Annotated in this window: 20 protein-coding genes and 3 pseudogenes; 5 read left to right on the top strand and 18 right to left on the bottom strand. The window is 70.7% G+C overall.

All coding sequences use genetic code 11. The features are described 5' to 3' along the window. Positions 1–14 precede the first annotated feature (14 nt). The 5 genes and pseudogenes from ACLEQD_RS04820 to hemA form a co-directional block, all read right to left on the bottom strand. Positions 15–1,852 (bottom strand): annotated as a pseudogene (locus ACLEQD_RS04820) (GspE/PulE family protein). Then, a complete protein-coding gene (locus tag ACLEQD_RS04815; protein WP_410382096.1) occupies positions 1,849–3,615 on the bottom strand; it encodes an MYXO-CTERM sorting domain-containing protein in 1,767 nt (588 codons plus the stop codon). The pseudogene ACLEQD_RS04820 and the gene ACLEQD_RS04815 overlap by 4 nt, the downstream one beginning before the upstream one ends. A 71-nt stretch (positions 3,616–3,686) precedes the next feature. Beyond that, positions 3,687–4,328, bottom strand: a complete 642-nt coding sequence (locus ACLEQD_RS04810) for a uroporphyrinogen-III synthase (RefSeq protein ID WP_410382107.1) — start codon at positions 4,326–4,328, stop codon at positions 3,687–3,689. A 129-nt stretch (positions 4,329–4,457) separates the two neighbouring features. Next, a complete protein-coding gene (gene hemC, locus ACLEQD_RS04805) occupies positions 4,458–5,399 on the bottom strand; it encodes a hydroxymethylbilane synthase (RefSeq protein WP_410382095.1) in 942 nt (313 codons plus the stop codon). Further along, positions 5,396–6,262: pseudogene (hemA, locus tag ACLEQD_RS04800) on the bottom strand (glutamyl-tRNA reductase); the annotation flags it as partial. The gene hemC and the pseudogene hemA, both read right to left, overlap by 4 nt. Positions 6,263–6,267: 5 nt before the next feature. Between hemA and ACLEQD_RS04795 the strand changes: the two are divergent. Continuing rightward, the gene (locus ACLEQD_RS04795) at positions 6,268–6,735 is read left to right on the top strand and encodes a hypothetical protein (protein ID WP_410382094.1); all 468 of its coding nucleotides are present in this window, start codon (positions 6,268–6,270) and stop codon (positions 6,733–6,735) included. A gap of 141 nt (positions 6,736–6,876) precedes the next feature. Then, positions 6,877–7,560, top strand: a complete 684-nt coding sequence (locus ACLEQD_RS04790; protein ID WP_410382093.1) for an abortive infection system antitoxin AbiGi family protein — start codon at positions 6,877–6,879, stop codon at positions 7,558–7,560. An 8-nt stretch (positions 7,561–7,568) separates the two neighbouring features. Here the strand turns inward: ACLEQD_RS04790 and ACLEQD_RS04785 are convergent, their stop codons facing one another. The 4 genes from ACLEQD_RS04785 to ACLEQD_RS04770 form a co-directional block, all read right to left on the bottom strand. Next, positions 7,569–8,840, bottom strand: coding sequence for a Fic family protein (locus ACLEQD_RS04785; RefSeq protein ID WP_410382092.1), 1,272 nt, complete (start codon positions 8,838–8,840; stop codon positions 7,569–7,571). A 219-nt stretch (positions 8,841–9,059) separates the two neighbouring features. Next, positions 9,060–10,271, bottom strand: coding sequence for a tetratricopeptide repeat protein (locus tag ACLEQD_RS04780; protein ID WP_410382091.1), 1,212 nt, complete (start codon positions 10,269–10,271; stop codon positions 9,060–9,062). Positions 10,272–10,329: 58 nt separating this feature from the next. Further along, on the bottom strand, positions 10,330–11,715 hold the full coding sequence (dbpA, locus tag ACLEQD_RS04775) for an ATP-dependent RNA helicase DbpA (protein WP_338261680.1): 1,386 nt from the start codon (positions 11,713–11,715) through the stop codon (positions 10,330–10,332). An 85-nt stretch (positions 11,716–11,800) separates the two neighbouring features. After that, positions 11,801–12,394 (bottom strand): TetR/AcrR family transcriptional regulator, encoded by a 594-nt coding sequence (locus ACLEQD_RS04770; RefSeq protein WP_410382090.1) that lies wholly within the window; start codon positions 12,392–12,394, stop codon positions 11,801–11,803. 92 nt (positions 12,395–12,486) lie between these two features. Between ACLEQD_RS04770 and ACLEQD_RS04765 the strand changes: the two genes are divergently transcribed. Then, entirely contained in the window at positions 12,487–12,864 is a 378-nt protein-coding gene (locus ACLEQD_RS04765; RefSeq protein ID WP_410382089.1) for a DUF1304 domain-containing protein, read from the top strand. A 9-nt stretch (positions 12,865–12,873) separates the two neighbouring features. Here ACLEQD_RS04765 and ACLEQD_RS04760 read toward each other — a convergent pair whose 3' ends face one another. Beyond that, positions 12,874–13,383 carry an FmdE family protein gene (locus tag ACLEQD_RS04760; RefSeq protein WP_410382088.1) on the bottom strand — a complete coding sequence of 170 codons (510 nt, stop codon included), beginning with the start codon at positions 13,381–13,383 and terminating at the stop codon, positions 12,874–12,876. A gap of 215 nt (positions 13,384–13,598) precedes the next feature. Here ACLEQD_RS04760 and ACLEQD_RS04755 point away from each other — a divergent pair, with 215 nt between their 5' ends. Continuing rightward, positions 13,599–14,669, top strand: a complete 1,071-nt coding sequence (locus ACLEQD_RS04755) for a beta family protein (protein ID WP_410382087.1) — start codon at positions 13,599–13,601, stop codon at positions 14,667–14,669. Here ACLEQD_RS04755 and ACLEQD_RS04750 read toward each other — a convergent pair. From ACLEQD_RS04750 to ACLEQD_RS04730, 5 genes are read right to left on the bottom strand one after another with little or no spacing between them, the layout of a single operon-like run. Beyond that, positions 14,647–15,207: a sce7726 family protein gene (locus tag ACLEQD_RS04750; RefSeq protein WP_410382086.1), complete on the bottom strand. Its 561-nt coding sequence runs from the start codon at positions 15,205–15,207 to the stop codon at positions 14,647–14,649. The two genes, ACLEQD_RS04755 and ACLEQD_RS04750, sit on opposite strands and share 23 nt — an antisense overlap. A gap of 43 nt (positions 15,208–15,250) precedes the next feature. Further along, complete coding sequence (locus ACLEQD_RS04745) at positions 15,251–16,801, bottom strand: caspase domain-containing protein (RefSeq protein ID WP_410382085.1); 1,551 nt, start codon at positions 16,799–16,801, stop codon at positions 15,251–15,253. After that, entirely contained in the window at positions 16,798–17,166 is a 369-nt protein-coding gene (locus ACLEQD_RS04740; RefSeq protein ID WP_410382084.1) for a hypothetical protein, read from the bottom strand. Before ACLEQD_RS04740 ends, ACLEQD_RS04745 begins: the two co-directional genes overlap by 4 nt. Then, positions 17,136–17,516, bottom strand: a complete 381-nt coding sequence (locus ACLEQD_RS04735) for a hypothetical protein (RefSeq protein WP_410382083.1) — start codon at positions 17,514–17,516, stop codon at positions 17,136–17,138. The genes ACLEQD_RS04740 and ACLEQD_RS04735 overlap by 31 nt, the downstream gene beginning before the upstream one ends. Further along, entirely contained in the window at positions 17,509–18,021 is a 513-nt protein-coding gene (locus tag ACLEQD_RS04730) for an RNA polymerase sigma factor (RefSeq protein ID WP_120529543.1), read from the bottom strand. The genes ACLEQD_RS04735 and ACLEQD_RS04730 overlap by 8 nt, the downstream gene beginning before the upstream one ends. A gap of 596 nt (positions 18,022–18,617) precedes the next feature. Here ACLEQD_RS04730 and ACLEQD_RS04725 point away from each other — a divergent pair. After that, positions 18,618–19,838: an MFS transporter gene (locus tag ACLEQD_RS04725; protein WP_410382082.1), complete on the top strand. Its 1,221-nt coding sequence runs from the start codon at positions 18,618–18,620 to the stop codon at positions 19,836–19,838. Here the strand turns inward: ACLEQD_RS04725 and ACLEQD_RS04720 are convergent. From ACLEQD_RS04720 to ACLEQD_RS04710, 3 genes and pseudogenes are all read right to left on the bottom strand, one after another. Beyond that, entirely contained in the window at positions 19,811–20,623 is an 813-nt protein-coding gene (locus ACLEQD_RS04720; protein ID WP_410382081.1) for an SAM-dependent methyltransferase, read from the bottom strand. The two genes, ACLEQD_RS04725 and ACLEQD_RS04720, sit on opposite strands and share 28 nt — an antisense overlap. A gap of 65 nt (positions 20,624–20,688) precedes the next feature. Next, positions 20,689–21,549: an ATP adenylyltransferase family protein gene (locus ACLEQD_RS04715; RefSeq protein WP_410382080.1), complete on the bottom strand. Its 861-nt coding sequence runs from the start codon at positions 21,547–21,549 to the stop codon at positions 20,689–20,691. Between the two features lie 93 nt (positions 21,550–21,642). After that, a pseudogene (locus tag ACLEQD_RS04710) lies at positions 21,643–22,033 on the bottom strand (hypothetical protein); the annotation flags it as partial.

Genomic DNA, 22,033 nt, shown 5'->3' with positions numbered 1-22,033 from the left:
CCTGGAGGGTGTGGCTAGAAGGCGGACGTCATCCGCACCACCTCGTCGAAGGCGGTGAGGCCCTGCGCCAGCTTGCGCACGGCGGCCTCGCGCAGGGTGCGCATGCCGCTCTTGCGCGCGGCCTGCACCAGCTGCTCGTGGGGCGCCTCGCGGGCGATGAGCTCGCGCACCTCGCGGGTGGTGGAGACGATTTCGAAGACGCCGGTGCGGCCGGAGTAGCCGGTGCCCCGGCAGCGCACGCACCCCGCCCCCCTGGACAGCTTCACCCCGCCGGGCAACAGCGGCAGGGGGGCCTGGAGGGCCAGCAGCTCGTCCGGCGTGAGCACCGCCTCCTCCGCGCAGTGCACGCAGACGCGGCGCAGGAGCGCTGGGCCATGACGCCCAGCAGGCTCTGCGCCAGGAGGAAGGCGGGCACGCCCAGGTCCTTCATGCGCGCCACCGCGCCCAGCGCGTCGTTGGTGTGCAGCGTGGAGAGCACCAGGTGGCCGGTGAGCGCGGCCTGGAGCGCGTTCTCCGCCGTCTCCGCGTCCCGGATTTCACCCACCATGATGACGTCCGGGTCCTGGCGCAGGATGTGGCGCAGCGCCCCCGCGAAGTCCAGGCCCACCTTGGGCTGCACCTGCACCTGGTTGAAGGTGTCCCACACCATTTCGATGGGGTCCTCAATCGTGGTGACGTTGACGTCCGGCCCCGCCACCGCCTTGAGCGCGGAGTAGAGCGTCGTCGTCTTGCCGCTGCCCGTGGGGCCCGTCACCAGGATGAGGCCGTGGGGCTGGTCAATCCAGGACTCGAAGTGGCCCTTCTCGTCCGGCTCGAAGCCCAGCTGGGAGATGTCCTGCACCAGCGTCTCCGGGTCGAAGATGCGGATGACGACCTTCTCGCCGAAGGCGGTGGGCAGCGTGGAGACGCGGAGCTCCACCTCGCGGCCGTCGCGCTCCGTCTTGATGCGGCCGTCCTGGGGGCGGCGCTTCTCCGAGATGTCGATGCGCGCCAGCATCTTCACGCGCGACACGATGGGCGGGTGCACCTGCGCCGGCAGCGAGTACACCGGGTGCAGCACACCGTCGATGCGCAGGCGCACCACGGCGGTGGCCCGCTTGGGTTCGATGTGGATGTCCGACGCGCGGTTGTCGAAGGCGTAGCGCAGCAGGTAGTCCACCGCCTGCACCACCGGCCGGTCCGACGCCTCCAGCTCCTGCGTGCCGCTGAGCGACACCAGCTGCTCGAAGTTGGCGACCTGCGACTGCGAGTCGCTGAAGTCGTCCGCGGCCTTCGCCAGCGTCTTCTTGAAGCCGTAGATGTCCGCGATGGAGCGCAGGATGTCCGTCTTCGCGGACAGCACCGGCTCCACCGGCTCGCCGGTGAGGCGGTGGAAGGACTCGAAGAGCTCCCGGTCGAAGGGGTTGGCCACCGCCACGCGCAGCCGCCCCTGTTCGGTGCGCTCCAGGGGCAGCAGCACGTGCTTCTGCGCGTAGGGCCGGGACACCGTGCGGGTGGCCAGCGCCATGTCCATCTTCAGCGGATCCAGCTTGCGGTAGGCCAGCCCCGAAGCTCTCGCGGCGGCCTCCGTGAGGCGGTCCTCGTCCAGCACGCCCCGCCCACCCGGCGCGGGAATCTGGAAGGCCGCCACCACCTCCACGGGCGACACCTCATAGCGGGCGGCGTCCTTGCCCGTGGCGCCCTGCGTCTTGAGGACGCGGGCGCGCGCGGCGGGCTCCCGGGCCAGCACCTCCTGCGCCTGCTGAGGGCTCAGCAGGCGCTGGGCCACCAGGGCCTCCAGCAGGAAGCCCAGGGTGAAGTCCGTGGCGCTGCGCGAGGGGCCGCTGCTTCCGGGGGGAGCCGCCTGGGTCAACCGTTCCTCCTTCTGCGGGTGGCCAGGAGCAACACCCCGAGCCCCACGAGGAATGCCGCGGACGAGGGGCCGCTCTGGCAGCCGCAGCCGCCGGGGTCGTTGTTCGTCCCCCCCGTGCCGCCGTCCACCGGCGGGGGCGGCGGCGTGCCGCCATCACCGCACAGGGCGCAGGTGCCGCCGTCCGTCTGGGCGTAGGGGTCCTCGCACTTGCCGCCGTTGCCGCAGAACAGGCCGTTGGGGCAGTCCTGGTTGGTGCGGCAGGGGGCGATGCAGGCGGTCCCTTCCGCGAACGGCACGCACTGGAGCGGCGAGGAGCAGGTGTCCGCGGCGCAGTCGCGGAAGCAGAAGCGGTCATCGCCGGTGCCCGCCGGACGGCAGGTGTTGCCGGGGCTGCACGTGCACGTGGACAGCGAGCACGGCTCCGCGCACACGCCCTGCGGGTTGCCGTTGAGCTTCAGGCACTGCTGGTTGGTGCCGCACTCCGAATCCTGGAGGCACGGCTCGCCGACGTTGCGCGTGCCCGTCTTCTGGACGACGCAGGCGTGGTCGCACGAGCGGCAGACGTAGCTGCCGCCGCAGTCGTTGCTGGTGGTGCAGTCGGCGACGCACACGTCGCCCCCGTTGTCGGGCAGCGTGGCGCAGGTATAGCCCTCGCGGCAGTCGCCCTTGCCCGGGCGGCAGTCCTTCAGACAGCGCTTGCCCACGGAGCCCACCGTCGTGCACGTGGAGCCGGTGGGGCAGTCCGCGTTGGCGAGGCAGGACTCCGTGCAGTAGCCCTCCGTCCACGCCGGGAAGGCGGTGGTCTTGTCCGCGTCCGAGAGGCAGCGCGAGTCCGCCGCGCCGCACGTGCTGGCGTCCGCGCAGGGGTTGCCCACCTTCGTGCCCGTGCCGACGGGCTCCGGCAGACACGCGAACTGCGAGCCGGAGACGACGGTGGACGCGAGGCACTGGTAGGGCGCGGGGCAGGCGCCCGGCGTGCCGGAGGCGCACGCCTTGGTGCAGATCTTCTGGTTGACGCCGCTGGTGGTGGACCGGGCGGTGACGCAGGTGAGCCCCGCGCCGCACGCGGTGGTGTCACACGGCGAGCCCACCGCGCCCGTCTGGGGATAGCGCTTGCAGAACGCGCCCCGGTCGTAGGACGTGAGGGTGCGGCGCTGGGTGCCGGGCTCCAGGTAGAAGGACATCACCGCGTCGTCGAAGCGGTACGTGCTGCCCAGGCCCAGGCAGTGGCCCACCTCGCGCATCACCGCCGACTGGATGTCGATGAAGCCCGCGGGCGTGGTGGAGGCCGTCGTGAACTTGTAGGTCACGGCGTTGAGGAAGATGTCGCACTGGTAGACGTAGCCGCCGTGGCGCAGCGGCACCGCTTCCGCGATGCTGTAGCCGGAGTTGAGGACGTCCTTGAACTCCGTGCTGTTCGGGTCGGTGATCCAGATGGCGGAGACGCTGAAGCCGTCCAGCCGGTCGTTCACGTCCGGGATGGGGACGATGGTGGAGCGGCCCTTGTACGTGAAGGCGGGCCACGCGCAGTCCACGTCCTGCCAGACCTGGAAGGCCTTCTTCACCGCGTCCTCCACCAGGCCCAGGTCATTGCCCCCGGGGGTGAGGTTGCGCGCGTCCACGTAGTACGGGAACGGGTCCTGGCTGTTGTTGAGGACCCAGTGGTCCAGGAACTGGTAGTCCTCCTGCGTCTGGGCATGCGCCGTCGCGGCCAGCGCCAGCAGTCCAAGGAGGAAGACACTCCGCTGCGACCCACGAATCATCACCCGCACCTCGTCGCGTCACGTCCGCACGGGGCGCCAGTCTGGCGCCCGGACGTCACCGGGCGGACAGTCTATCCGTGAACGGCGCGGACGGTGGCATCCACCAGCGCTTCGGGCGTGGGGCGCTCGGCGACGGCGGCCACGGGGATGCCCAGCTGCGTCAGCGCCGTCGCCGTCGTGGGGCCAATGGCCACCACCTTCGCGGACGCCAGCGGCTCACGGCCCACGCCCTCCACGAAGGCCTCCGCGGTGCGCGGCGAGGCGAAGAGCACCACCTGGGGCGGGGCCTCGGCCAGCTGGGCCAGGGCCTCCGGTTCGACGGCGGCGGCCGCGCTGCGGTAGGCCGTCACGCGCGTGACGCGCACGCCCAGGTCGCGCAGGCCGTCCTCCAGCTCCCGCCGTCCCTCCTCCGCCGCCGGCAGGAGCACGTCGTCGTCCGGCCCCAGCACGTCGCGCAGCGCGGTGAAGAGCGCCGCGCCGGTGCCCTCGTGGGGTTCGGCCTCCACCTTCAGGCCGTAGCCCTCCACGGCCCGGGCGGTGCGCGGCCCCACGGCGGCCAGCTTCACGCGGGACAGCCGATCCAACGTGCCCGCGAGCCGCAGGGCCTCCAGGAAGGACTCCACGGCGGAGGGGCTGGCGAACACCACCCAGTGGTAGCGCTGCACGTGCTCCGCGGCGGACGCGAGCGGGCGCGGGTCCTCCGGCGGGTGCAGCTCCAGCAGCGGCAGGCTGAGGACGTCCGCGCCCTCGTCCTCCAGCAGGAAGCACAGCTCCTCGGCCCGCTCACGGGGCGCGTCACCAAGACTCGGATGCCATCCAGTCGCCGTTCCACGGCCGGCACTCTAGGCGCGGGACGCGCCGTCGCGGCGGCCGAAATCGCGCAGGATGTCTCCCGCCCCGCGCGACAGCAGCTCCTCCGCGAGCGCCTCTCCCAGCCGCTCCGCTTCCGGTACGGGGCCCTTCACCTCGCCCCGCACCACCCGCGAACCGTCGGGCCGGCCCACCAGGCCGCGCAGGTACACCTGGCCGCCCTCCACCGTGGCGTGGCCGGCCAGCGGCACCGTGCAGCCGCCCTCCAGCTTCGCCAGGAAGGCGCGCTCGGCCCGCACGGCGTCGCGCGTGAGGGCGTCCTCCAGGGGCTCAAGCAGCGCGCGCACGTCCGCGTCCGCCTCGCGGCACTGGATGGCCAGCACGCCCTGCCCCACCGCAGGCAGGCTGTCCTCCACGGGCACCACCTGGGTGATGTGGTGGTCCAGGCCCAGGCGCTTGAGCCCCGCCGCCGCGAGCATGGCGCCCGCGAGCTTCAGCTCGCGCGTCTTCTGCAGGCGCGTCTGCACGTTGCCGCGCAGCGAGACGATCTCCAGGTCCGGCCGGCGCGCGCGCAGGATGCAGCTGCGCCGCAGCGACGACGTGCCCACCTTCGCGCCCGGTGGCAGCAGCGCCAGCGTGTGCCCGTCCGGGCTGCAGAACGCGTCGCGCGGGTCTTCCCGCGCCGGCACCGCCGCCAGCATCAGCCCGTCCGGGAACACCGACGTCATGTCCTTGAGGCTGTGCACGGCCACGTCCGCGCGGCCGTCGAGCAGGGCCTGCTCTATCTCCTTCACGAACAGGCCCTTGCCGCCCACCTGGGACAGCGGCGCGGACAGGAAGCGGTCGCCCTCGGTGGTCATCTTCACCAGGGTGACCTCCAGGCCGGGGTTGCGCTGGGTGAGCAGCGAGGCCACGTGATTCGCCTGCCACAGCGCCAGCGGGCTCTCCCGCGTCGCGATGCGCACCGCCTTCATCGCCGGCTCCCGGTGGCCACCACCGTGTTGCGCGCGTCCGCGGTCGCGGCCACGGCGTCCTCTTCCCGGGGAGCGATGGCGGCGGCCTCCGCCTCCGTGAGGCCGAACAGCTCCGCCGCGGCGCCCGCCAGCCGGTTGCCTTCACCCTGGGGCCCCACGGCGCGCAGGCGCGCGGTGGGCTCATGCAGCAGCTTGTTCACGATGGCGCGTCCCATGGCCTCGATGCTCTTCTTCTGCTTGTCGGTGAGGCCGTCACCCAGGCCCAGCAGGGTGCGCTCCACCTCCGCGCGGGCGATGGCCTCCGCGCGCTGCCGCAGGCGGGCCAGCACGGGCATCCCGTCGCGCAGCGCGCGCTCCCGGGCGAAGCGCGCCACCTCCTGCGCCACCAGCCCGCCCGCCTTGTGCGCCTCTTCCGCGCGCGCGGCGGTGTTGTCCGCGACGAACTTCTGGATGTCGTCCACGTCGTACGCGTGCACCCAGTCCAGCGTCCCCACCGCCGGCTCGATGTCGCGCGGCACCGCCAGGTCCACCATGAACAGCGGCCGGCCCTTGCGGGCCTTGCCCAGCGCGCCCACGTTGTCGCGCGTGAAGAGGGGCACCGGCGACGCGGTGCTCGTCACCACCACGTCCGCGGAGGCCAGCAGCGTGAAGAGCTCCTCGAAGGGCCGCGCCACGCCGCCCACCTCCGCCACCAGCCCTTCCGCGCGGGCCAGCGTGCGGTTGGTCACGATGAGCGTCCCGGCGCCCGCGTTCTTCAGGTGCCGCGCCGCCAGCTCGCCCATCTCCCCCGCGCCCACCACCAGCACCGTCTTGTCCTTGAGCCCGTCGAACACCTTGCTCGCCAGCTGCACGGCCGCTGGAGCGGCTGGTGGGCGCGGGCACCAGCGTGTCCGCGCTGGGCATCTGCGTGGGGATGATGGTGACGACGCCGCGCTACCTGTCCGCGCTGGCCTCCGGGGAGCGCTCGCTGTTCGGTCTGGAGCGCATGTCCGCGACGGGCGTGCCCATGCGGGCGCTCACGGTGACGTGGGCGCTGGTGCTGGGGTTCGTGAACCTGGGCGACCTGTCGGAGCTCTTCGCGCTCTCCGCCATCGCGGTGCTGATGCAATTCGGTGTCACGGCCGCGGCGCTGGCGGTGCTGGCCCTGCGGCGGGAGCGGGGCCTGCGGCCGGTGCACGCGCTGCTCGCGGTGCCCACGCTGGTGCTGGGCCTGACGCTGGTGGCCTTTGGCGCGAGCGCGCGCGAGGCGGCGGTGGCCCTGGTGGCGGTGCTCGCGGGGTTGGCGCTGATGGGCCTGGCGCGGCCGAGGGAGCCAGCGCCCGTCCGCCTGCCCTGACGTCTCCGCACGTCCGGAGGGCGGGCAGGCCCGGGGACAACCCGGCACGTTGTGTTGCGATAGGGCGACCGGGCCGGGAGACTCGCGCGGGGGTCTTGCGAGGCGATGCTCGGGTATCAGGCGAATGCGCAGTGGCGGGACATGTCCGACTTCGTGGTGCACTTCACGAAGCCCGGGCCCCCGTACCACGACGCCTACCAGAACATGATGAGCATCCTGGGAGCGCGCACGCTCATCCCGGGCGCGGAGGGGTTTGGCATCGCGCGGCGGGAGGCGGTGGTGGCGGACCGGCACCGCTCGGTGTGCTTCAGCGAGATTCCGCTCGATCAGCTCGCGAGGCTGGTGCAGCGCCGGAGCCTGTACGGCATCGCCTTCCGCAAGAGCTTCATCCTGTCGCAGGGCGGAGGGCCCGTCTGGTACGTGCAGTACGGCTCCCCGGCGCACCTGGCGATGCGGCACCAGTTGGATCAGGCGCTGGCGGCGAAGGAGCCGCACAAGGAGCCCGTGTGGGCGGTGACGCCCTTCGTGGACATCCAGGGCGACGCGCACAACGCGCCCTACAGCTACCGCTTCGACTGGGAGCGAGAGTGGCGCGTCCCGGGCCTGATGCGCTTCACGGAGTACGACGTCGCGGCGCTCTTCCTCCCGGAAGAGGTCCACACCCTGGCCCGGGACTTCTTCGCCTGGGCGGTGCGCGAGCGCGCGGGCCCGGGCTACTTCTGCCCGGTGCTGGACCCGGGTTGGAAGGCGGAGCAGATCATGGAGGCGCTGGCGAAGCAGACGGAGGCGCCGGTGGCGGCGGAGCGCAAGAGCGTGCAGGGGTGATGGCTGCCTCAGGCCTTGTGTTTCTTGAGGCGCCTCTCGAGCTGGGCAACGGGTGAGAAGGTGAAAGCCCGTCCGACCTGCGACCTGCTCAAGAACCCCGCGGCTTCGAGGTCGAGGAGATCCTGACGGGCGGTTTGATAGACCACGCCGTGCCGACGCCGGTGCGACTGGATGTCATAGCGCGCGGCCGGATGGTGAAGAGCATGCGCCAGCAGCTCTCGCTGCCGATGATTGAGGCCCGGATCCTCCTGGAGGAGAAGATCCACCTGCCTGGCGTCCCGCGCCTTCCGATTCAGATACGCGTAGAGGTCATCGGTCGCGCGTTGGATGACGTCCAGTTGGTGCAGGAGGAAGTAGGTAACGTCTCCTCCGTCCGTCTCCGTGAACAGGAACGCCCGGCTGTATTGCATCTGGGCGCGCTGGATGATCCGGGAAATGGAGAGGAACTCCGCGATCCAGTACCCCTGGCGAATCATGCTCCAATAGAACAGGGCCCGAGCAGTGCGTCCGTTGCCATCCACGAAGGGATGGTCGTAGGCGAGCATGAAGTGAATCACGATGGCGCGTACGACCGGATGGATGAAGGCATCCCCTCCAGGGTCATTCGCGAACGCACAGAGCTGCCGCAACCGGCCGGGCAGTTCACTGGCGTCAGGGGGAACATGGAGGATCTCTCCACTCGCACGGTCCTGGACGGTGATGGACTCATCGCCGCGCCGCAAGCGCCCTTCTTCGCCAGCATCAAGCGTGTCACGCGTGATGGTTTCGTGCAGTTCCAGGAGCAGAGAGGTCGTCAGCGGCGCCTGCGCCTTCCGGCGCATCAATTCCATCGCCTGGAAGTTGTTGAAGATCATCCGCTCGTCCTTGGTCCGAGGCGGACGGCCCTGCTCCAGCATCTCCTTCGCGACCTTTCGCGTCGTGGAGGCCCCCTCAAGCTGACTGGAGGTGATGGCCTCTTCCATCAACGACTCGATGATGTACCGGTCCCGGACATCCGAATTGGCCAGTTGAGGGTCCGCCAGCTCCAGCCTCTTCCCGAGCTGCCAGTCGATCCGGTGCAGGCCCGATAGGAGACCATCAGGACGGGCAATGGAGAACGGCTGCCCTGTCTTGTCGAGAAGCGGCAGGTCGGAGCCCAACGCGGCGCGTGCGGTCTTGATCCGGTACCACCACTCCTCATGCGTCATGCCCTCGGGCACGGGATGACGGCGAAGCTCATCCCAGTGGAGGTAGCGACCGTCTATCTCCGGCCCCAGCGGCTTGCGCTCCAGCAGGGCCACAAGCCGCTCCGCTCCTTCCCGAGCCAGCCGTCGGACAAATGCATGGAGGTCTGGAGGCGTCGAGGGGAGTCGCATGGGCTTGAACTACCAATCTACTACTAATATCCCATGAAATTAGTAGTTCCCTACGACTCCTGTTCGAAACGGAGCCGGAAGTCGTCCTCGCGGCCTGCCCCCGGCGATTCACGGCCGTGCTTCATCGCCAGCAACTCCCGAATCCTACTCGCGGTTGAAGCGCGTGCCCGACACGGGCTTCACCTCTCCACGAAGAAGGGCCACCGCCAGCTTGCGCGTGTCCTCGAAGGAGGGCTCGCCGCGGAAGAAGGCGAAGGTCAGGTGTGAGTCGTCTTCTTCGTAGCCATCGAAGTGGAAGGTCCGCTCCGTGACGCCGGGCGGCCGCAGCTCGTTGGTGAATGAATACGAGCCCAGGCTCAGGCGCCACCGCACGGGAGTGCCGTTCGTCCCAGGCGTCTCCACGTAGAAGACATAGCGGACGGCCCAGTCCCCCTCGAGCTTGAAGTGCTCCGCCACCATCACCTTCGCAGTGCCCTCCTGGAACTGCTCGCGGACGAAGAAGGGGCTGTCCACCTTGCCTTCGTCGTTCAGCTTCACCAGCCTGGCGCGCGCGGCGTCTCGCTCCTTGAGCTGCTTCAGCGATTCATGCTCCTGCACCAGCTTCGCGAGCGTGCGCCAGTCCTCGGGCATCGCCTGGGCGGCGGACTGGAAGTGCGCCAGCGCTCGCTCATGGTCCCCGTGGTTCTGGTAGGCCTGAGCGATGTTGTACTGGAGCATCGGCTGGCGCGGTTGCTGGGGCGTCGTCTTGGCCAGCCATCGAAGCGCTTCCGCCTCGTTACCCTCCTCCAGGCGCATCAGGCCGAGGAAGCCCGAGGACTCCGCATCCTCCGGATCCAACGCAATTGCATGCTCGAAGGCATCCCGCGCCTTGTCCTTGTCCTGCTTCGCCGCCAGCGCAGCGCCCAGCGAGGACCAGTACTTCACCGTCCGGGGCGCCAGCTCCGTCGCCCGGGTCAGCTCCGCGATGGAGCCCTGCGAGTCCTGCGTGAACCCGAGTGAGTAGCCCTTGAGGTAGTGGTACTCGGCGACCTCGGGCGCCAGCGCCAGGGCCTTGTCGAACTCCTGACCCGCCTCCGCATCACGCTCGCCATAGAAATACACACGTCCCAGGAGGTAATGCAGGTGCGCGTCCGCCGGGTCCTTCTGGATGGCAGCCTCCAGCCGCGGCTGGAGCCGAGCGCAGGCCTGTCGCAGGGCGGTCGGTTCCGAGGAGAACCGCGCCACATCCAGCTGCTTCTCCCACTCCGCGGCGGCGGGCGTCCGGGCCACCTGGACGGTATCGGGAGCGACGGGCGCGGCGGTCCTGCACGCCACGCTCAGGGTCAACAACGCCAGACACACAAGGCTTCGGGGCATGCGGGCAATCTCTCACGGCCCCTCATGCCCCGTTCATCACCATTCCATCATCAAACCCTCACCGCACCCGTTCGATGCGGTGCTTGCGGCCCTTGATGCGGCCTTCGCTCAGCCGCTGGAACGCCACCTTCACCACGCGCTTGGAGACGGCGACGAAGGCGTGGTGGTCGTGGATCTCAATCTTGCCCACGTCCTCCGCCTTCAGCCCGCCCGCCTCGCCCGTGAGCGCGCCCAGGATGTCTCCGGGCCGCATCTTGTCCTTGCGCCCCGCGGAGATGGACAGCGTCTCCCAGCCGGAGATGAGCGACACGCCCGGCACGTTCTCCGGCACCAGCGCGTCCACGTCGCCCTTCTCCAGCTTCACGCCCGTCGTCCCTTCGATGTCGTCCACCTTGCGGCTGTCCGAGCGCGTCACCAGCGACAGCGCCAGCCCACGCCGGCCCGCGCGCCCCGTGCGGCCGATGCGGTGCACGTACGCCTCCGGCTGCTGCGGCAGCTCGTAGTTCACCACCGCGTCCAGCGCCTCCACGTCGATGCCCCGGCCCGCCACGTCCGTGGCCACCAGCACGCGCGTGCTGTGATTGCGGAACTTCGCCATCACCCGGTCCCGGTCGAACTGCTCCAGGTCCCCCTGCAACCCGTCCGCGCTCACGCCCGCCTGCACCAGCGCCCGCGTCAACTCCACCACCACCGCCTTGAAGTTGCAGAACACGATGGCGGAGGCCGGCTGGTACTGGCGCAGCAGCCGCAGCAGCAGCGTCTGCTTCTCCTCCGGCGTGCACGCGTACGCCACCTGCTGGATGTCCGGCGCGGACTCCTCCTGCGCCAAGGACACGCGCACGGGGTCCTTCTGGAACGCGCGGCTCAGCTTCTCGATGTCGTCCGGGAACGTCGCGGAGAAGAGCACCGTCTGCCGCTTCGCGGGCGTGGCGCCCAGCACCCGCTCCATGTCCTCGCGGAAGCCCATGTCCAGCATCCGGTCCGCTTCATCCAGCACCACCGTGGCCAGGTGCCGCGTGTCCAGCACCTCGCGGTCCAGCAGGTCCATGATGCGCCCCGGCGTCCCCACGCCGATGTGCACGCCCTTCTCCAGCGCCTCCACCTGCGGCCGGATGGGCTGCCCGCCCGCGAGCGCCAGCACCTGCACGCCCGGCATCCGGCGCGCCAGCCGCCTGATCTCTCCCGCGACCTGCGCGCACAGCTCGCGCGTCGGGCAGAGCACCAGCGCCTGGAGGTGGCGGTCCTGCGTGAGCTTCACCTTCTGCAGGATGGGCAGCGCGAACGCGGCCGTCTTCCCGCTGCCCGTGCGCGCCTGGCCCACCAGGTCCTTGCCCTGCAACAGCACCGGGATGCTCTGCGCCTGGATGGGGGTGGCGGTCTTGAACTCCAGCTCCTCCAGCACCTGGAGCAGCGGGGGCGACAGCGCGAGCGCGGAGAATTCCATCGAAGCCTCGGGGGACGGAGGCACGGGCGCCTCGGGAGAACGCGCCCTTGTAGCAGCCTTCCCACGCCGGACAAGCCCGGCGCCCCTACCCCGCCCAGCCCGCCACCTCGCCCGCCGTCGCCTGGGCCAGCTTCGCCGCGGCGCCCGGGTCCACGCGCGCCGTGACGAGCACGCCAATCACCGCCCCCAGAAGCAGCTCCACCCGGCGAGCCACCGTCTTGCGCGGCAGCACGCCCGCCCGCGCAGCGCCCTCCAGGGCCCGCGTCAGGTGGCCTCGCAAGAGCGCCCGGTAGTCCTCCACCGCCTGCTTCGCCTCCGCGTCATGCGGGCCCAGCTCCGTCGCCGTATTCACCAGCAGGCAGCCCCGCCGCGTCAGGGCCGGCGGCGCGGTGGCCATCGTCGTCGCGAGCGACTCGAAGTACTGCGTCACCTGCGACAGGCCCGGCGCGTCCTTCGCGAAGACACCCAGCCGCGGCCCGATGACCTCCTGGAGGTACAGCGTGATGGCCCGCGCGAACAGCCCGCGCTTGCAGTCGAAGGTCTGGTACAGGCTGGAGCGGTTCAGCCCTGTCGCGGCCTCCAGGTCCGACAGCGACGTCGCCTCGTAGCCGCGCGACCAGAACACCCCCAGCGCCGCCCGCACCGCCTCTGTCTCGTCGAACGCCCGCGTCCTCGCCACGTGACCCTCCTTGACAATTCTGAACTGACCGTTTCAATATGAATTCGGAACTGACTGGTTCAGAATAACCCAACCCCGGAGGGGGAGTCATCATGTCGCCACTGGCGCAGGTCTTCGCGGTCATCGCCGCGCTCATCCACGTGCTGTTCTTCGTGATGGAGAGCATCGTCTTCACGCGGCCGAAGGTGTGGAAGCGCTTCGGGCTGAAGTCGCAGGCGGACGCGGACGTGATGAAGGGGATGGCGTTCAACCAGGGCTTCTACAACCTGTTCCTGGCCCTGGGCGTGCTGGTGGGCGTGGTGCTGGTGCACACCGGCGCGGTGGCGTCGGGCGTTGCGGCCGTGGTGTTCGGCTGCGCGTGCATGGGGCTGGCGGCGGTGGTGCTGGTGAGCAGCAACCGGCACTTCCTCCGGGCGAGCATCATCCAGGGTGCCCTGCCCCTGCTGGCGATTGGGCTCGTCGTCCTCTGAGCGGCGGCGTCAGGGCGCGACGGTTTCGAAGACGTCCGCGTCCGGCAGGGTGAGGACGGCCCGGCCCGCTGCGCCCAGCTTCTCGCGTGGGACGTCGCGGAAGCGCTGCACGAAGCTCGCGGACGGGCGCAGTGTGAGGGATTGGCCGGTGTCGCGGTTACGGAACGTGGTCGCGGTGTCCTGCGGCGCGGGCGCTGTCACCAGCGACAGGTTGAGCTTGCCCAGGCTCGCGCCGGTGGCCGCCGCCGCTCCGTCCGCGACGCAGGTGTACTGGACCTGCGCCGGGCTGTGATGGATGACCTCCAGCTTGAAGCTGCCCCGGGGCAGGCCCAGCTGCTGGAGCGCGTGTTCGCCCATCCGGTAGCCCGCGACGGCCCACGGTCCCGCGCCGCCATGAACCAGCGCCACCCGCTCCAGCGCGCCCGGTTCAGCGGACGGGGTCGCGGTGGGCTTCGTGCTCGCGCAGCCCAGGGTGAGGCCCAGCGAGACGGAGAGCAGGAGGTGGCGGTGCAGGGTCATGGGTGGCTCCGGTGAAAGACAGAGGAATCGCGTTCTACCTGGAAGCATCCGCCGCTGACGACTGACCGGGCGGGTGTGTCAGGGCCGGATGGCAGAGTCGCGGCCAACGCAATACCTCCTTTGGGACCGCCACGCGATGGCACGACCCGGGCAGGCTTGCGTCACAACGCGGGGGGAACATCCAGGTGACACAAGGCTTCAACCGAACGCACTACGTGCCCATCCTCAAGTTCATGCAGGGAGAGCGCGATGCCCTTGCGCAGCTTGAGGCCGCACAGCGCCAGCGGGTGACCCCGCTCTTCGAAATCCGACCTCCCAAGCCAAAGCCAGTGAAGGGCAAGCGGAAGTCCCTTCAGATGGAAACATTGGAGGAGCTGCTTGGCAGGGTGGGGCCCCATCTCGTGAAGGCGGTTCCGGACGGCCGTGCATTCATCGACGGACTCCACTTGCCTCCTGCACAGACGATGGCCACGGGAGACCACCCACTGGCATACGTCATGGCGAAGGCCCGGGAGTCTGGAGTCGCACTCGTTCCTGTCACAGGTCCTGAGCGTCCTCCCGAGTACCTCGCCACCGTCAGGAGAGCGGTCGCGGAAGACAAGCGCGGTGTCTGCATCCGCCTTCGCAAGCAGGAGCTGTTCGAGGACGACCTGGATGAGGTGCTCTCGTCGGTCCTCCAAAAGGCAGGAACGTCCCGTGAATCCACCGATCTGGTGCTGGATCTGGGGCCCATCGGCCCAGATGACGTGGGGATGCTCTCGAAGCTCCTACTGGGCGTCATCGGCGGTATCGATGGGCTGATGGCCTTTCGAACGCTGACCGTGGCTGCCGGAGCATTTCCGCAGTCCATCAGCCGCATCAAGGAGCCGACGAAGATCCCGCGGGCTGACTGGCTTGTGTGGCGGGCGCTTGCCGGGAAAGCGAAGTCTCTCCCGCGAGTGCCCACCTACAGCGACTACGCAATCCAGGGGGCCCATCCCCCTTCACTGAACGCAGCGATCCATTCCGGAAGCCCCAACATCCGCTACACGGCGGAGGACCACTGGCTGGTGGTCCGTGGCGAAGCCCTCAAACGGCGCGGCTATGACCAATACACCGCACTGGCGACCTATCTGATGGAGCACGAGTGCTATTCCGGGCGCACGTTCAGCAGGGGTGACGACTACATCTTCGGATGCGCTGGAGGCGCCGAAACGCCCGGAAGCCCGGGAGTATGGCGCAGGGTGGGAACGAACCATCACATCGCGAAGGTGCTGAAGCAGCTCACCAGTCTTCACGTACCTTGAGACGCCTGCGGACCTCCGCGCGCAGCGCTTCGGCAGGCAACAGTTCCACCACGCGCTCGTAGAGCAGCTTCCGGGGCTTGCTCCTCAGTCCTCTGGCGGCCCCCAGTGACTCCAGGAGTTCCAGCGCCTCGTCGCGCCAGAGCAACTTGACCAGGGCCAACATCTGCTGCTGGGGATTGCTCCGTGCCTTGCGCAAGGGGCGCAACTTGACCGAGCCGTCGCGCTGGGTCGTGGCCGTCTTGACGCCCCACCATGCGGGGATGAGTCCGAGGGCCTGTTGCACGTGACGGGCCCCGACCACAAGCGTGGCCCGGTCGAGCACCGCGCTGTACGCCTCGACCTGCCTCGGAAGTCGCTCCAAGGTGTCCCGCTCACTCTTCAGCTCGTAGCCGTGGAGCTCGCCGTTGATGACGGCCACGTCCACGAAGACCTGCCCGTGCTCCAAGCCCAGCTCCTCACGGATGAGTGTTCCGGGCTCCCCCGCGTGGGTGGCCTTGAGACTCGCCGTGAGGGCCTGTCGCACGTCGAAGTCACGCATGGGGCGGAGAAGTCTACGAGCCCGCCCAGGTGAACGCGACAGCTCAGAGCGCGTATCCGACCAGCAGCGACGCGGAGGCCCTGGGCACCAGCGCCGTGCCGGAGTCCCGCTTCGCCATGACGCCTCCGGCGGAGGCGCTCAGGAGCATCGACAGGCGGCTTCGCACGTCCAGCCGCACGCCGCCGGTGACGAGCGCCAGCGGTTCCAGTCCTAAGCGCGCATCCTCGTCCGGAATGCGCGCCTGGAAGATGGCCAGCGCCCCGGCCTCCAGCGCGCCGCTGAACGTCCAGGCGCCGTGCTTCCAGTGCGGCCCCGCGCCCAGCCGCAGCTCCAGCTCCGTCTGCTGGAAGGCAACCCCGCTGCCCGTCCCCCTGCGCACCCCGAGCCCCAGGCTCGACGTGTCCACGCCGGAGAACAGCCGCCCTTCCCGCACCAGGCGCACGTCCAGGCCCGCCATGGACGACAGCCCCGCCACGAGGCCCGACGTCACCGACGGCCCCACCGCGAGCAGCAGCGACGCCCCCGCTCCCCCCTTGCGCGCGAGCCTCAGCCTCGCGGCCTCCTCCAGGGGCGTGCCACCCACGGAGACGGTTCCGTTGAGCGGCACCCGCACCGACCGCTCCAGGTATCCCTCGTCCGCGCGCAGCAGCAGCCGGTACGCGCCGGGCGCCACGGCCAGCGTCGTGGGGCCTTCGCCCTTCTCCAGGTCCGCCACCAGCGAGCCACTCTCCGACGCCACCACGAGCCAGCGTCCCGGCGTCTTCACGTCGAGCGTCAGCCGGCCGCGCGCCTGATTGGGCTCGGAGAGCACCAGCTCGCCGCGTCCGCGCAGGTCCATCCGGAACGTGGGGCGCTGCACGCCCCCGGGTGACACGAGCGTGGACTCCAGCGTCCTCGCGTAGGCGTAGCGGTAGGCCTCCTCCAGCGTGACGCGCCCATCGCGTGATGCATCCGCCGCGCCGCGCAGCCCCGCCGCCAGGTGGTGCGTGAAGAAGGAGCCCTGCAGCGCATCCGACTCCTGCGCGTACTCATCCGCGCCCGAGGCGCTGATGACCACCCGCCCCTCCAGGTCCGAGGCCTCCATCGTGACCGGCGCGGCCACGGGCCTGAGGCCCTTCAGGCGCGTGGCGAGCCCGGAGCGGCAGGAGTCCAGGATGAGCAGCCCCACGCCCACCGGCGCCCCCTTGAGGAAGTCCACCAGCTCGCGCATCGGCAGCTCCGTGCCGCGCAGGTGCAGGCTGCCGTCGCCCGCGTGCGATGACACGTAGAGCAGGAGCCAGTCCCGCGACGAGGCCTCCACCGCGAGCCGTGCCCGGAAGCCCTTCAGGGCCTCCCGCAGCGTCGCGGCATCCGCGCCCAGCAGCGTCACCGTGCGCTCCGGCGGCACGGCGCCCACTTCCTGGAGCACCTCGCGCATCCGCCGCGCATCCGCCTCCGCGAAGCGCAGCCGCTCCTCACCTGACAGGCCCTGGTTCTCTCCCACCACCAGCGCCCAGCGGCGTGGCGCATCCTCCGCGGCGGCGGCACGGACGGGTCCCATGAACGCGAGGAGCACCGCGAACATCTGAACGCCCAGGCCCAGCGCCCGCCTCACGGCACGACCCTCAGCAGCGTGCGCGCCTGGGCCTTCCCGATGTCACCGGGCGTCGCCACGTCCAACGTCCCCTGTCCCTTCTCCCGAGCCTCCTCGACGCGCGCAGTGAGCGCCTCGCGCGCCTGCTCTGCATCGAGCGGCGCGTCCGAGAAGAACGCGTGCAGCGCCACCGACCCCGGCGTCACCTCCAGCGGCGGGGACAGCTTCACCTCCGCCCCCGGCTCCACCGTGCCGCTCGTCCCGCCCTCGCTCGGCCAGAGCCGGGCCACCGCTCCCGCTTCGTCCACCGCGAGCACCAGCACGTTCCGGTACGGCCCCGTGCCCACCGCCAGCGTCACGCGTTCGCCGGGCTTCGCGCCCAGCACCGGCGCGCCTGCTCGGACAGGAGCCGCAGCGCCACGGCGCCCTTCAACCGCACGCCGTCCTCCGTCCCGCGCGGCACGTAGACGACCAGCGCGAACCCCACCGCCAGCGCCGCCACCAGCGGCACGCCCCAGCTCCAGCGGGGCTTCGCCGAGGCGGCCCGCTTCTCCTCCAGCCTCGCCAGCACCGCCCTGGCGCGGGGCTCCCGCAGGCTCGACTCGCGCGACTGCCGCATCCGTTCTGCGAGCGTCGCGCAGGCCGGGCAGGCGGCCACGTGCCGCTCCGCGCGGCCGGAGGCATCCAGCCCCGACAGCCACTCGTCCAGCTCCAGCCGTGTCAGGTGCTCAGCCACGCCCCGCCTCCAGCGCTTCCGGCAGCCGCCCCAGCTCCGCCGCCTTCTTCCGGATGGAGTCCAGGTCGCGGACGATGGTCTTGCGCGACACGTCCAGCATCCCCGCGATCTCCTCCTGGGTCAGCCCGTCGAAGAAGTGCAGCGTGGCCACCTCCAGCTCGCGCTCGCCCATCCGCCCCACGAGGTGGCGGATGAAGTCCGCGGCCTCCCACTGGCTGGGGGTGAGCGCCGCGGCCTCCGGGGCCTCCAGGAGCACCGGCTCCCGCAGCTGCCGCGAGCGCAGCGCGTTGAGGCACAGGTTGGTGGTGACGCGGTACACGTACGTCATGGGACGGGCCTCCCGTCGGAACCGCGCGCCGGCTGTCAGCATGCGCTCGAAGACCTCCTGGACGATGTCCCACGCATCGGCATCGCGTCCCAGCAGCGCGAGCGCACGACGGTGCACCACGGGCGCGAAGCGCTCGTAGAGCTGCCTGAGCTCCTCCGCGTCGAGCCCGCTCCCCATCCGCCTGGTCCGACCTTCCTTTTCGTCCTTGAGACACCCGGCCCCGGCGGCCTGGGACATCGCATCGCCTTCGCGATGGGCCGTGGGATATTAGTCGCACCCCGGCGGCATGTCCCAGACCGGCCGCACCGGGTGTCCCAAGCGCCGTGAAACGACTCGTCCTCGCCACCCTCGTCGCGCTCCTGGGCGCCTGCTTCGACCCGCTCTACGAGGACCCGTCGCTCATCGGCGAGGCGTCGTGGGCCGTCTGCTGCGTTCGCGGCCAGGTGGACACCTGCCTCTGTGAGGAGGCCGACGGCTGCGAGATGCCCTTCCGGGCCTGCGCGTCCGGCACCTGCGCGGCGTCGCAAAGCGGAAGCTGCGGTTCCGTCCAGGGGAGCCAGGACGCCGGCGGCACGGACCTCGACGCGGCACCAGCACCGACGCGGCACCCAGCAGCCCGTCGAGCTACGAGCCGTGCTGCGACCCGTCCACCCACCGGGTCACCACCTGCCTCTGCGCAGGCTCGGGCTGTGGAACCAGCCCCCCGTTCACGCCCTGTGCGTCCACCCGCTGCGCGCTGGCGGGAGAGTCGTGCGGGTGAGATACCCGCCGGGATGAAGGGCACGTTCCGTTCGCTGCGCGGCTTCAACTACCGGACGTGGGCGGCCGGAGGCATCGTGTCCAACGTGGGCACGTGGATGCAGCGCACCGCCCAGGACTGGCTCGTCCTCACCCAGCTCACCCACAACAACGCCACGGCCGTGGGCGTGGTGATGGCGCTCCAGTTCGCGCCGCAGGTGCTGCTGCTCCCGCTGACGGGCTTCGCGGCGGATCACCTGGACCGCCGCAAGCTGCTGTTCACCACGCAGGCGACCCTGGGCGCGCTGGCGCTGGGGCTGGGGCTGCTCACGCTCTGGGGGCACGTCCGGCTGTGGCACGTCGACGTGTTCGCGTTCCTCCTGGGCTGCGTCACCGCGTTCGACGCCCCCGCGCGCCAGACGTTCGTGGCGGAGCTGGTGGGCGAGGAGGACCTCTCCAACGCCGTGGCCCTCAACTCCACCTCGTTCCACGCCGCGCGCATGCTGGGGCCCGCCATCGCGGGGGTGCTCATCTCCTGGGTGGGCTCCGGGTGGATGTTCGTCATCAACGCGGCGTCGTTCGGCGCGGTGCTCTGCTCGCTGAGCCTCCTTCGCGCGAACGAGCTGCACGTGCGGGACCGGGCGCCACGCACGCGCTGGGGCCTGCTGGAGGGCTTCGCCTACGTCTGGAAGCGGCCCGACCTGAAGGCGGTGCTGATCATGTTCTTCCTCATCGGCACCTTCGGGCTCAACTTCCCCATCTTCATCTCCACCATGGCCGTGAGCGTCTTCGGCCAGGGCGCGAGCGGCTACGGGCTCCTGACGTCCATCATGGCCATCGGCTCGGTCACGGGCGCGCTGCTCTCCGCCCGGCGCGCGCAGCCCCGCCTGGGGCTGCTGGTCATCGGGGCCGCGGTGTTCGGCGCCGGGCTGCTGCTCGCGGCGGTGATGCCTGCCTTTGCCCTCTTCGGCGTCATGCTCGTCGTCATCGGCGTGTCGGCGCAGACCTTCACCACCACCGCGAACAGCATGGTGCAGCTGTCCACCGCTCCGGCGATGCGCGGGCGCGTGCTCGCCATCCTCCTGGCCATCGCGCTGGGCGGCACGCCCCTGGGGCCCCGTCGTCGGGTGGGTCGCGGACACGTTCGGTCCGCGCCAGGCGCTGTGCGTGGGCGCCGCGGCGGGCTTCGTCGCGGCGCTCGTTGGGCTGCGCTACCGCGCGAAGGCGGCTACTTCTTCTCCAGGATGACCGCGTAGAACTCGATGCCCACGCCCTGGCGGTCCTCCTCGGTGATGTGGTCCTCGGGCAGCCCCAGGAAGCGGCTCACCGGCTGGACGCCGCCGGGGCCGGGGGTCCACGGCGCGCAGAGCTCCAGGTACTCGGGCAGGGAGAACAGCTCGAAGCTCTCCCCCATCTTCTGGAACATGCCCACGAACTGCTCCCACTGGGGCGTCGTCTTCGCGGGGTCCTTCGTCTCGAACGTGGTGAAGAGCCTGGAGCCCGGCGCGGCCCAGTCGTACAGGTCGCGGAAGAACTTCCGGTTCTCCTCCGCCTCGAGGAACACGGTGATGCCGTTGGCGCCAAGGGCCACCTTGCGCTCGCCGCCCAGGAAGTCGCGCACGTCGGGGCGCTCCAGGAAGGACTTCGCCTGGCGGATGTCGCACTCCAGGTAGCGCACGCGCGGGTCGTCCCCCAGCAGCACGCGCGCCTGCGCCATGGTCAGCGGGTTGATGTCCGAGTACAGCACCTTCACGTCCGGCGGCAGCACGCCGTGCACGTGGTCGTTGGTGGGCAGGCCGGACGCGAAGTCCACCCAGTGCGTGAAGCCCTCCGCGGACAGCCGCTTCGCCGCGGCCTGGAGGCACGCGCGCAGCATCCGCACCCACTTCCGCGTGGAGGGCAGCAGGGAGAACATGTACTCCGCCGCCTGCCGGTCCGCCTCGAAGTGGTGGGTGCCGCCCAGCGTGTAGTCGTAGATGCGTGCCGCGTCGGGAACCTGGGGATTCACGCCCGGCACGCGGGCCAGCTCGTTCACATCCATGGTCGTCGCTCCGTGAGCCTGCTGCCCGGACATTGTGCCGGTCCGCTCGCGCGGTTGCACCCTTCCTACGGAGCGAGGCCCGCGACCTGGCGCAGCAATTCCAAAGGCCCCAGCGCGGCGACCGCGTCGAACTGCTCGGGCGTGCGCACCAGGAGCGACCCCGCGAAGCCCAGCGCGTTGACGTTGACGCCCAGGTGCTCCGCGCGGCCGCGGGGCACGAGCAGCATCCAGTCCCGCGTGACGAGCAGGTTGTACGGCGCGTGCTCGCCCAGGCCCAGCGCCTCCCGCAGAGCCGGTAGGCCGCCAGCATCCGCTCCCCCTGCCCCGGCGCCCCCACGGCCCCAGGCCCGCCAGCAGGTGCGCGAACGGCAGGGACTCCGCGGCGATGACGCGGCCGGGCCCCGGCAGCGGGGGCAGCAGCGACTCCAGCGGCGCGCGCAGGCCGTCCGGTCCCAGGGCGGCACCAGCTGCAGGTGCTTGTGGCGCTGGCTCGCGCCGGCCGTCTCCCCGGCGTTGTAGAAGGCCAGCCCGTCCAGCCCCTCCAGGCACGTGGAGAGCGCGTCGAAGTCCGCGCGGGTCAGCAGCGCGTCCTGCGACTCAAAGGCCCGCGTCACCAGCAGCAGGTGGTGCTCCACGACGTTGAACTTGTTGAGCAGGCACACGTGCGCGGGCGGCACGTCCCCCAGCACGAGGTCCGGCTCCGGGTTCGCGAACGGATTGAACGGCTCGGCGTTGGACGGCGCCGGCCGCTTGCGCTCCTTGAGCGCCACCCGCCCCAGCACGCGCACCTGGAACGTCATGTTCGCGAGGGGCAGCGTGCGTGCTTCCGTGGCGATGGGCTGGAGCGCCCCGGTCTCCAGCGCGTGCCGCGTGACGGCCAGCGTGCGGGGCCACAGGGCGGCGGGCGTCAGCGGTGCGGCGTTCACGGGCGGGCTCCTGACGTGAGGCCTGGAGTCTGTGCCCTCCCGTGCCGCCAGCGTCAACCCGCCTCCGGTAGGAGCAGCGCCGCGATGTCCGCCTCAGCGCGGAGGGCGGAAGACGTACTGGTACTCCGGTGACGGGCTGCCGGGGGGGTACTGGGCATCCATGAAGGCGACGTGCGCGTGGTGGGTGATGAGCACGTCCTGGAGGCTGTCGTAGAGCACCACCACGTTCGTGGCCTTGCCGCTGGCGTCCAGGTCCACGCGCACCTTCAGGTTGCCCTTGAGGTCCGGCTTCTCCATCAGGTGCTCCAGGTACAGCGCCACCAGCCCCAGCGACACGCGGTCGTAGATCTGCTCCACCGTGCCCTTCGCGGGCGCCGCGGGCAGCCGCAGCTTCTTGCTCAGCTGCGCGGCCTCCTCCGCCGCCTCGGGCACGGGCCGCTCCGGGGCGGCGAGCGCCGCGCGGTACGCCGCCACGGCCTCGAAG

Source organism: Corallococcus sp. 4LFB, from assembly GCF_046520365.1.
Classification (GTDB): Bacteria; Myxococcota; Myxococcia; order Myxococcales; family Myxococcaceae; genus Corallococcus; species Corallococcus caeni.
The sequence above is the reverse complement of the archived record's forward strand: the minus strand, read 5'-3'. Positions and strand labels throughout refer to the sequence as shown.

What these genes read in the sequence shown, in the direction of transcription:
- ACLEQD_RS04815 (WP_410382096.1), bottom strand. Translation starts at nt 3,615, where the DNA reads ATGATTCGTGGGTCGCAGCGGAGTGTCTTCCTCCTTGGACTGCTGGCG.
- hemC (WP_410382095.1), bottom strand. Translation starts at nt 5,399, where the DNA reads ATGAAGGCGGTGCGCATCGCGACGCGGGAGAGCCCGCTGGCGCTGTGG.
- ACLEQD_RS04790 (WP_410382093.1), top strand. Translation starts at nt 6,877, where the DNA reads ATGTCCGACTTCGTGGTGCACTTCACGAAGCCCGGGCCCCCGTACCAC.
- ACLEQD_RS04780 (WP_410382091.1), bottom strand. Translation starts at nt 10,271, where the DNA reads ATGCCCCGAAGCCTTGTGTGTCTGGCGTTGTTGACCCTGAGCGTGGCG.
- dbpA (WP_338261680.1), bottom strand. Translation starts at nt 11,715, where the DNA reads ATGGAATTCTCCGCGCTCGCGCTGTCGCCCCCGCTGCTCCAGGTGCTG.
- ACLEQD_RS04765 (WP_410382089.1), top strand. Translation starts at nt 12,487, where the DNA reads ATGTCGCCACTGGCGCAGGTCTTCGCGGTCATCGCCGCGCTCATCCAC.
- ACLEQD_RS04760 (WP_410382088.1), bottom strand. Translation starts at nt 13,383, where the DNA reads ATGACCCTGCACCGCCACCTCCTGCTCTCCGTCTCGCTGGGCCTCACC.
- ACLEQD_RS04750 (WP_410382086.1), bottom strand. Translation starts at nt 15,207, where the DNA reads ATGCGTGACTTCGACGTGCGACAGGCCCTCACGGCGAGTCTCAAGGCC.
- ACLEQD_RS04730 (WP_120529543.1), bottom strand. Translation starts at nt 18,021, where the DNA reads ATGGGGAGCGGGCTCGACGCGGAGGAGCTCAGGCAGCTCTACGAGCGC.
- ACLEQD_RS04725 (WP_410382082.1), top strand. Translation starts at nt 18,618, where the DNA reads ATGAAGGGCACGTTCCGTTCGCTGCGCGGCTTCAACTACCGGACGTGG.
- ACLEQD_RS04720 (WP_410382081.1), bottom strand. Translation starts at nt 20,623, where the DNA reads ATGGATGTGAACGAGCTGGCCCGCGTGCCGGGCGTGAATCCCCAGGTT.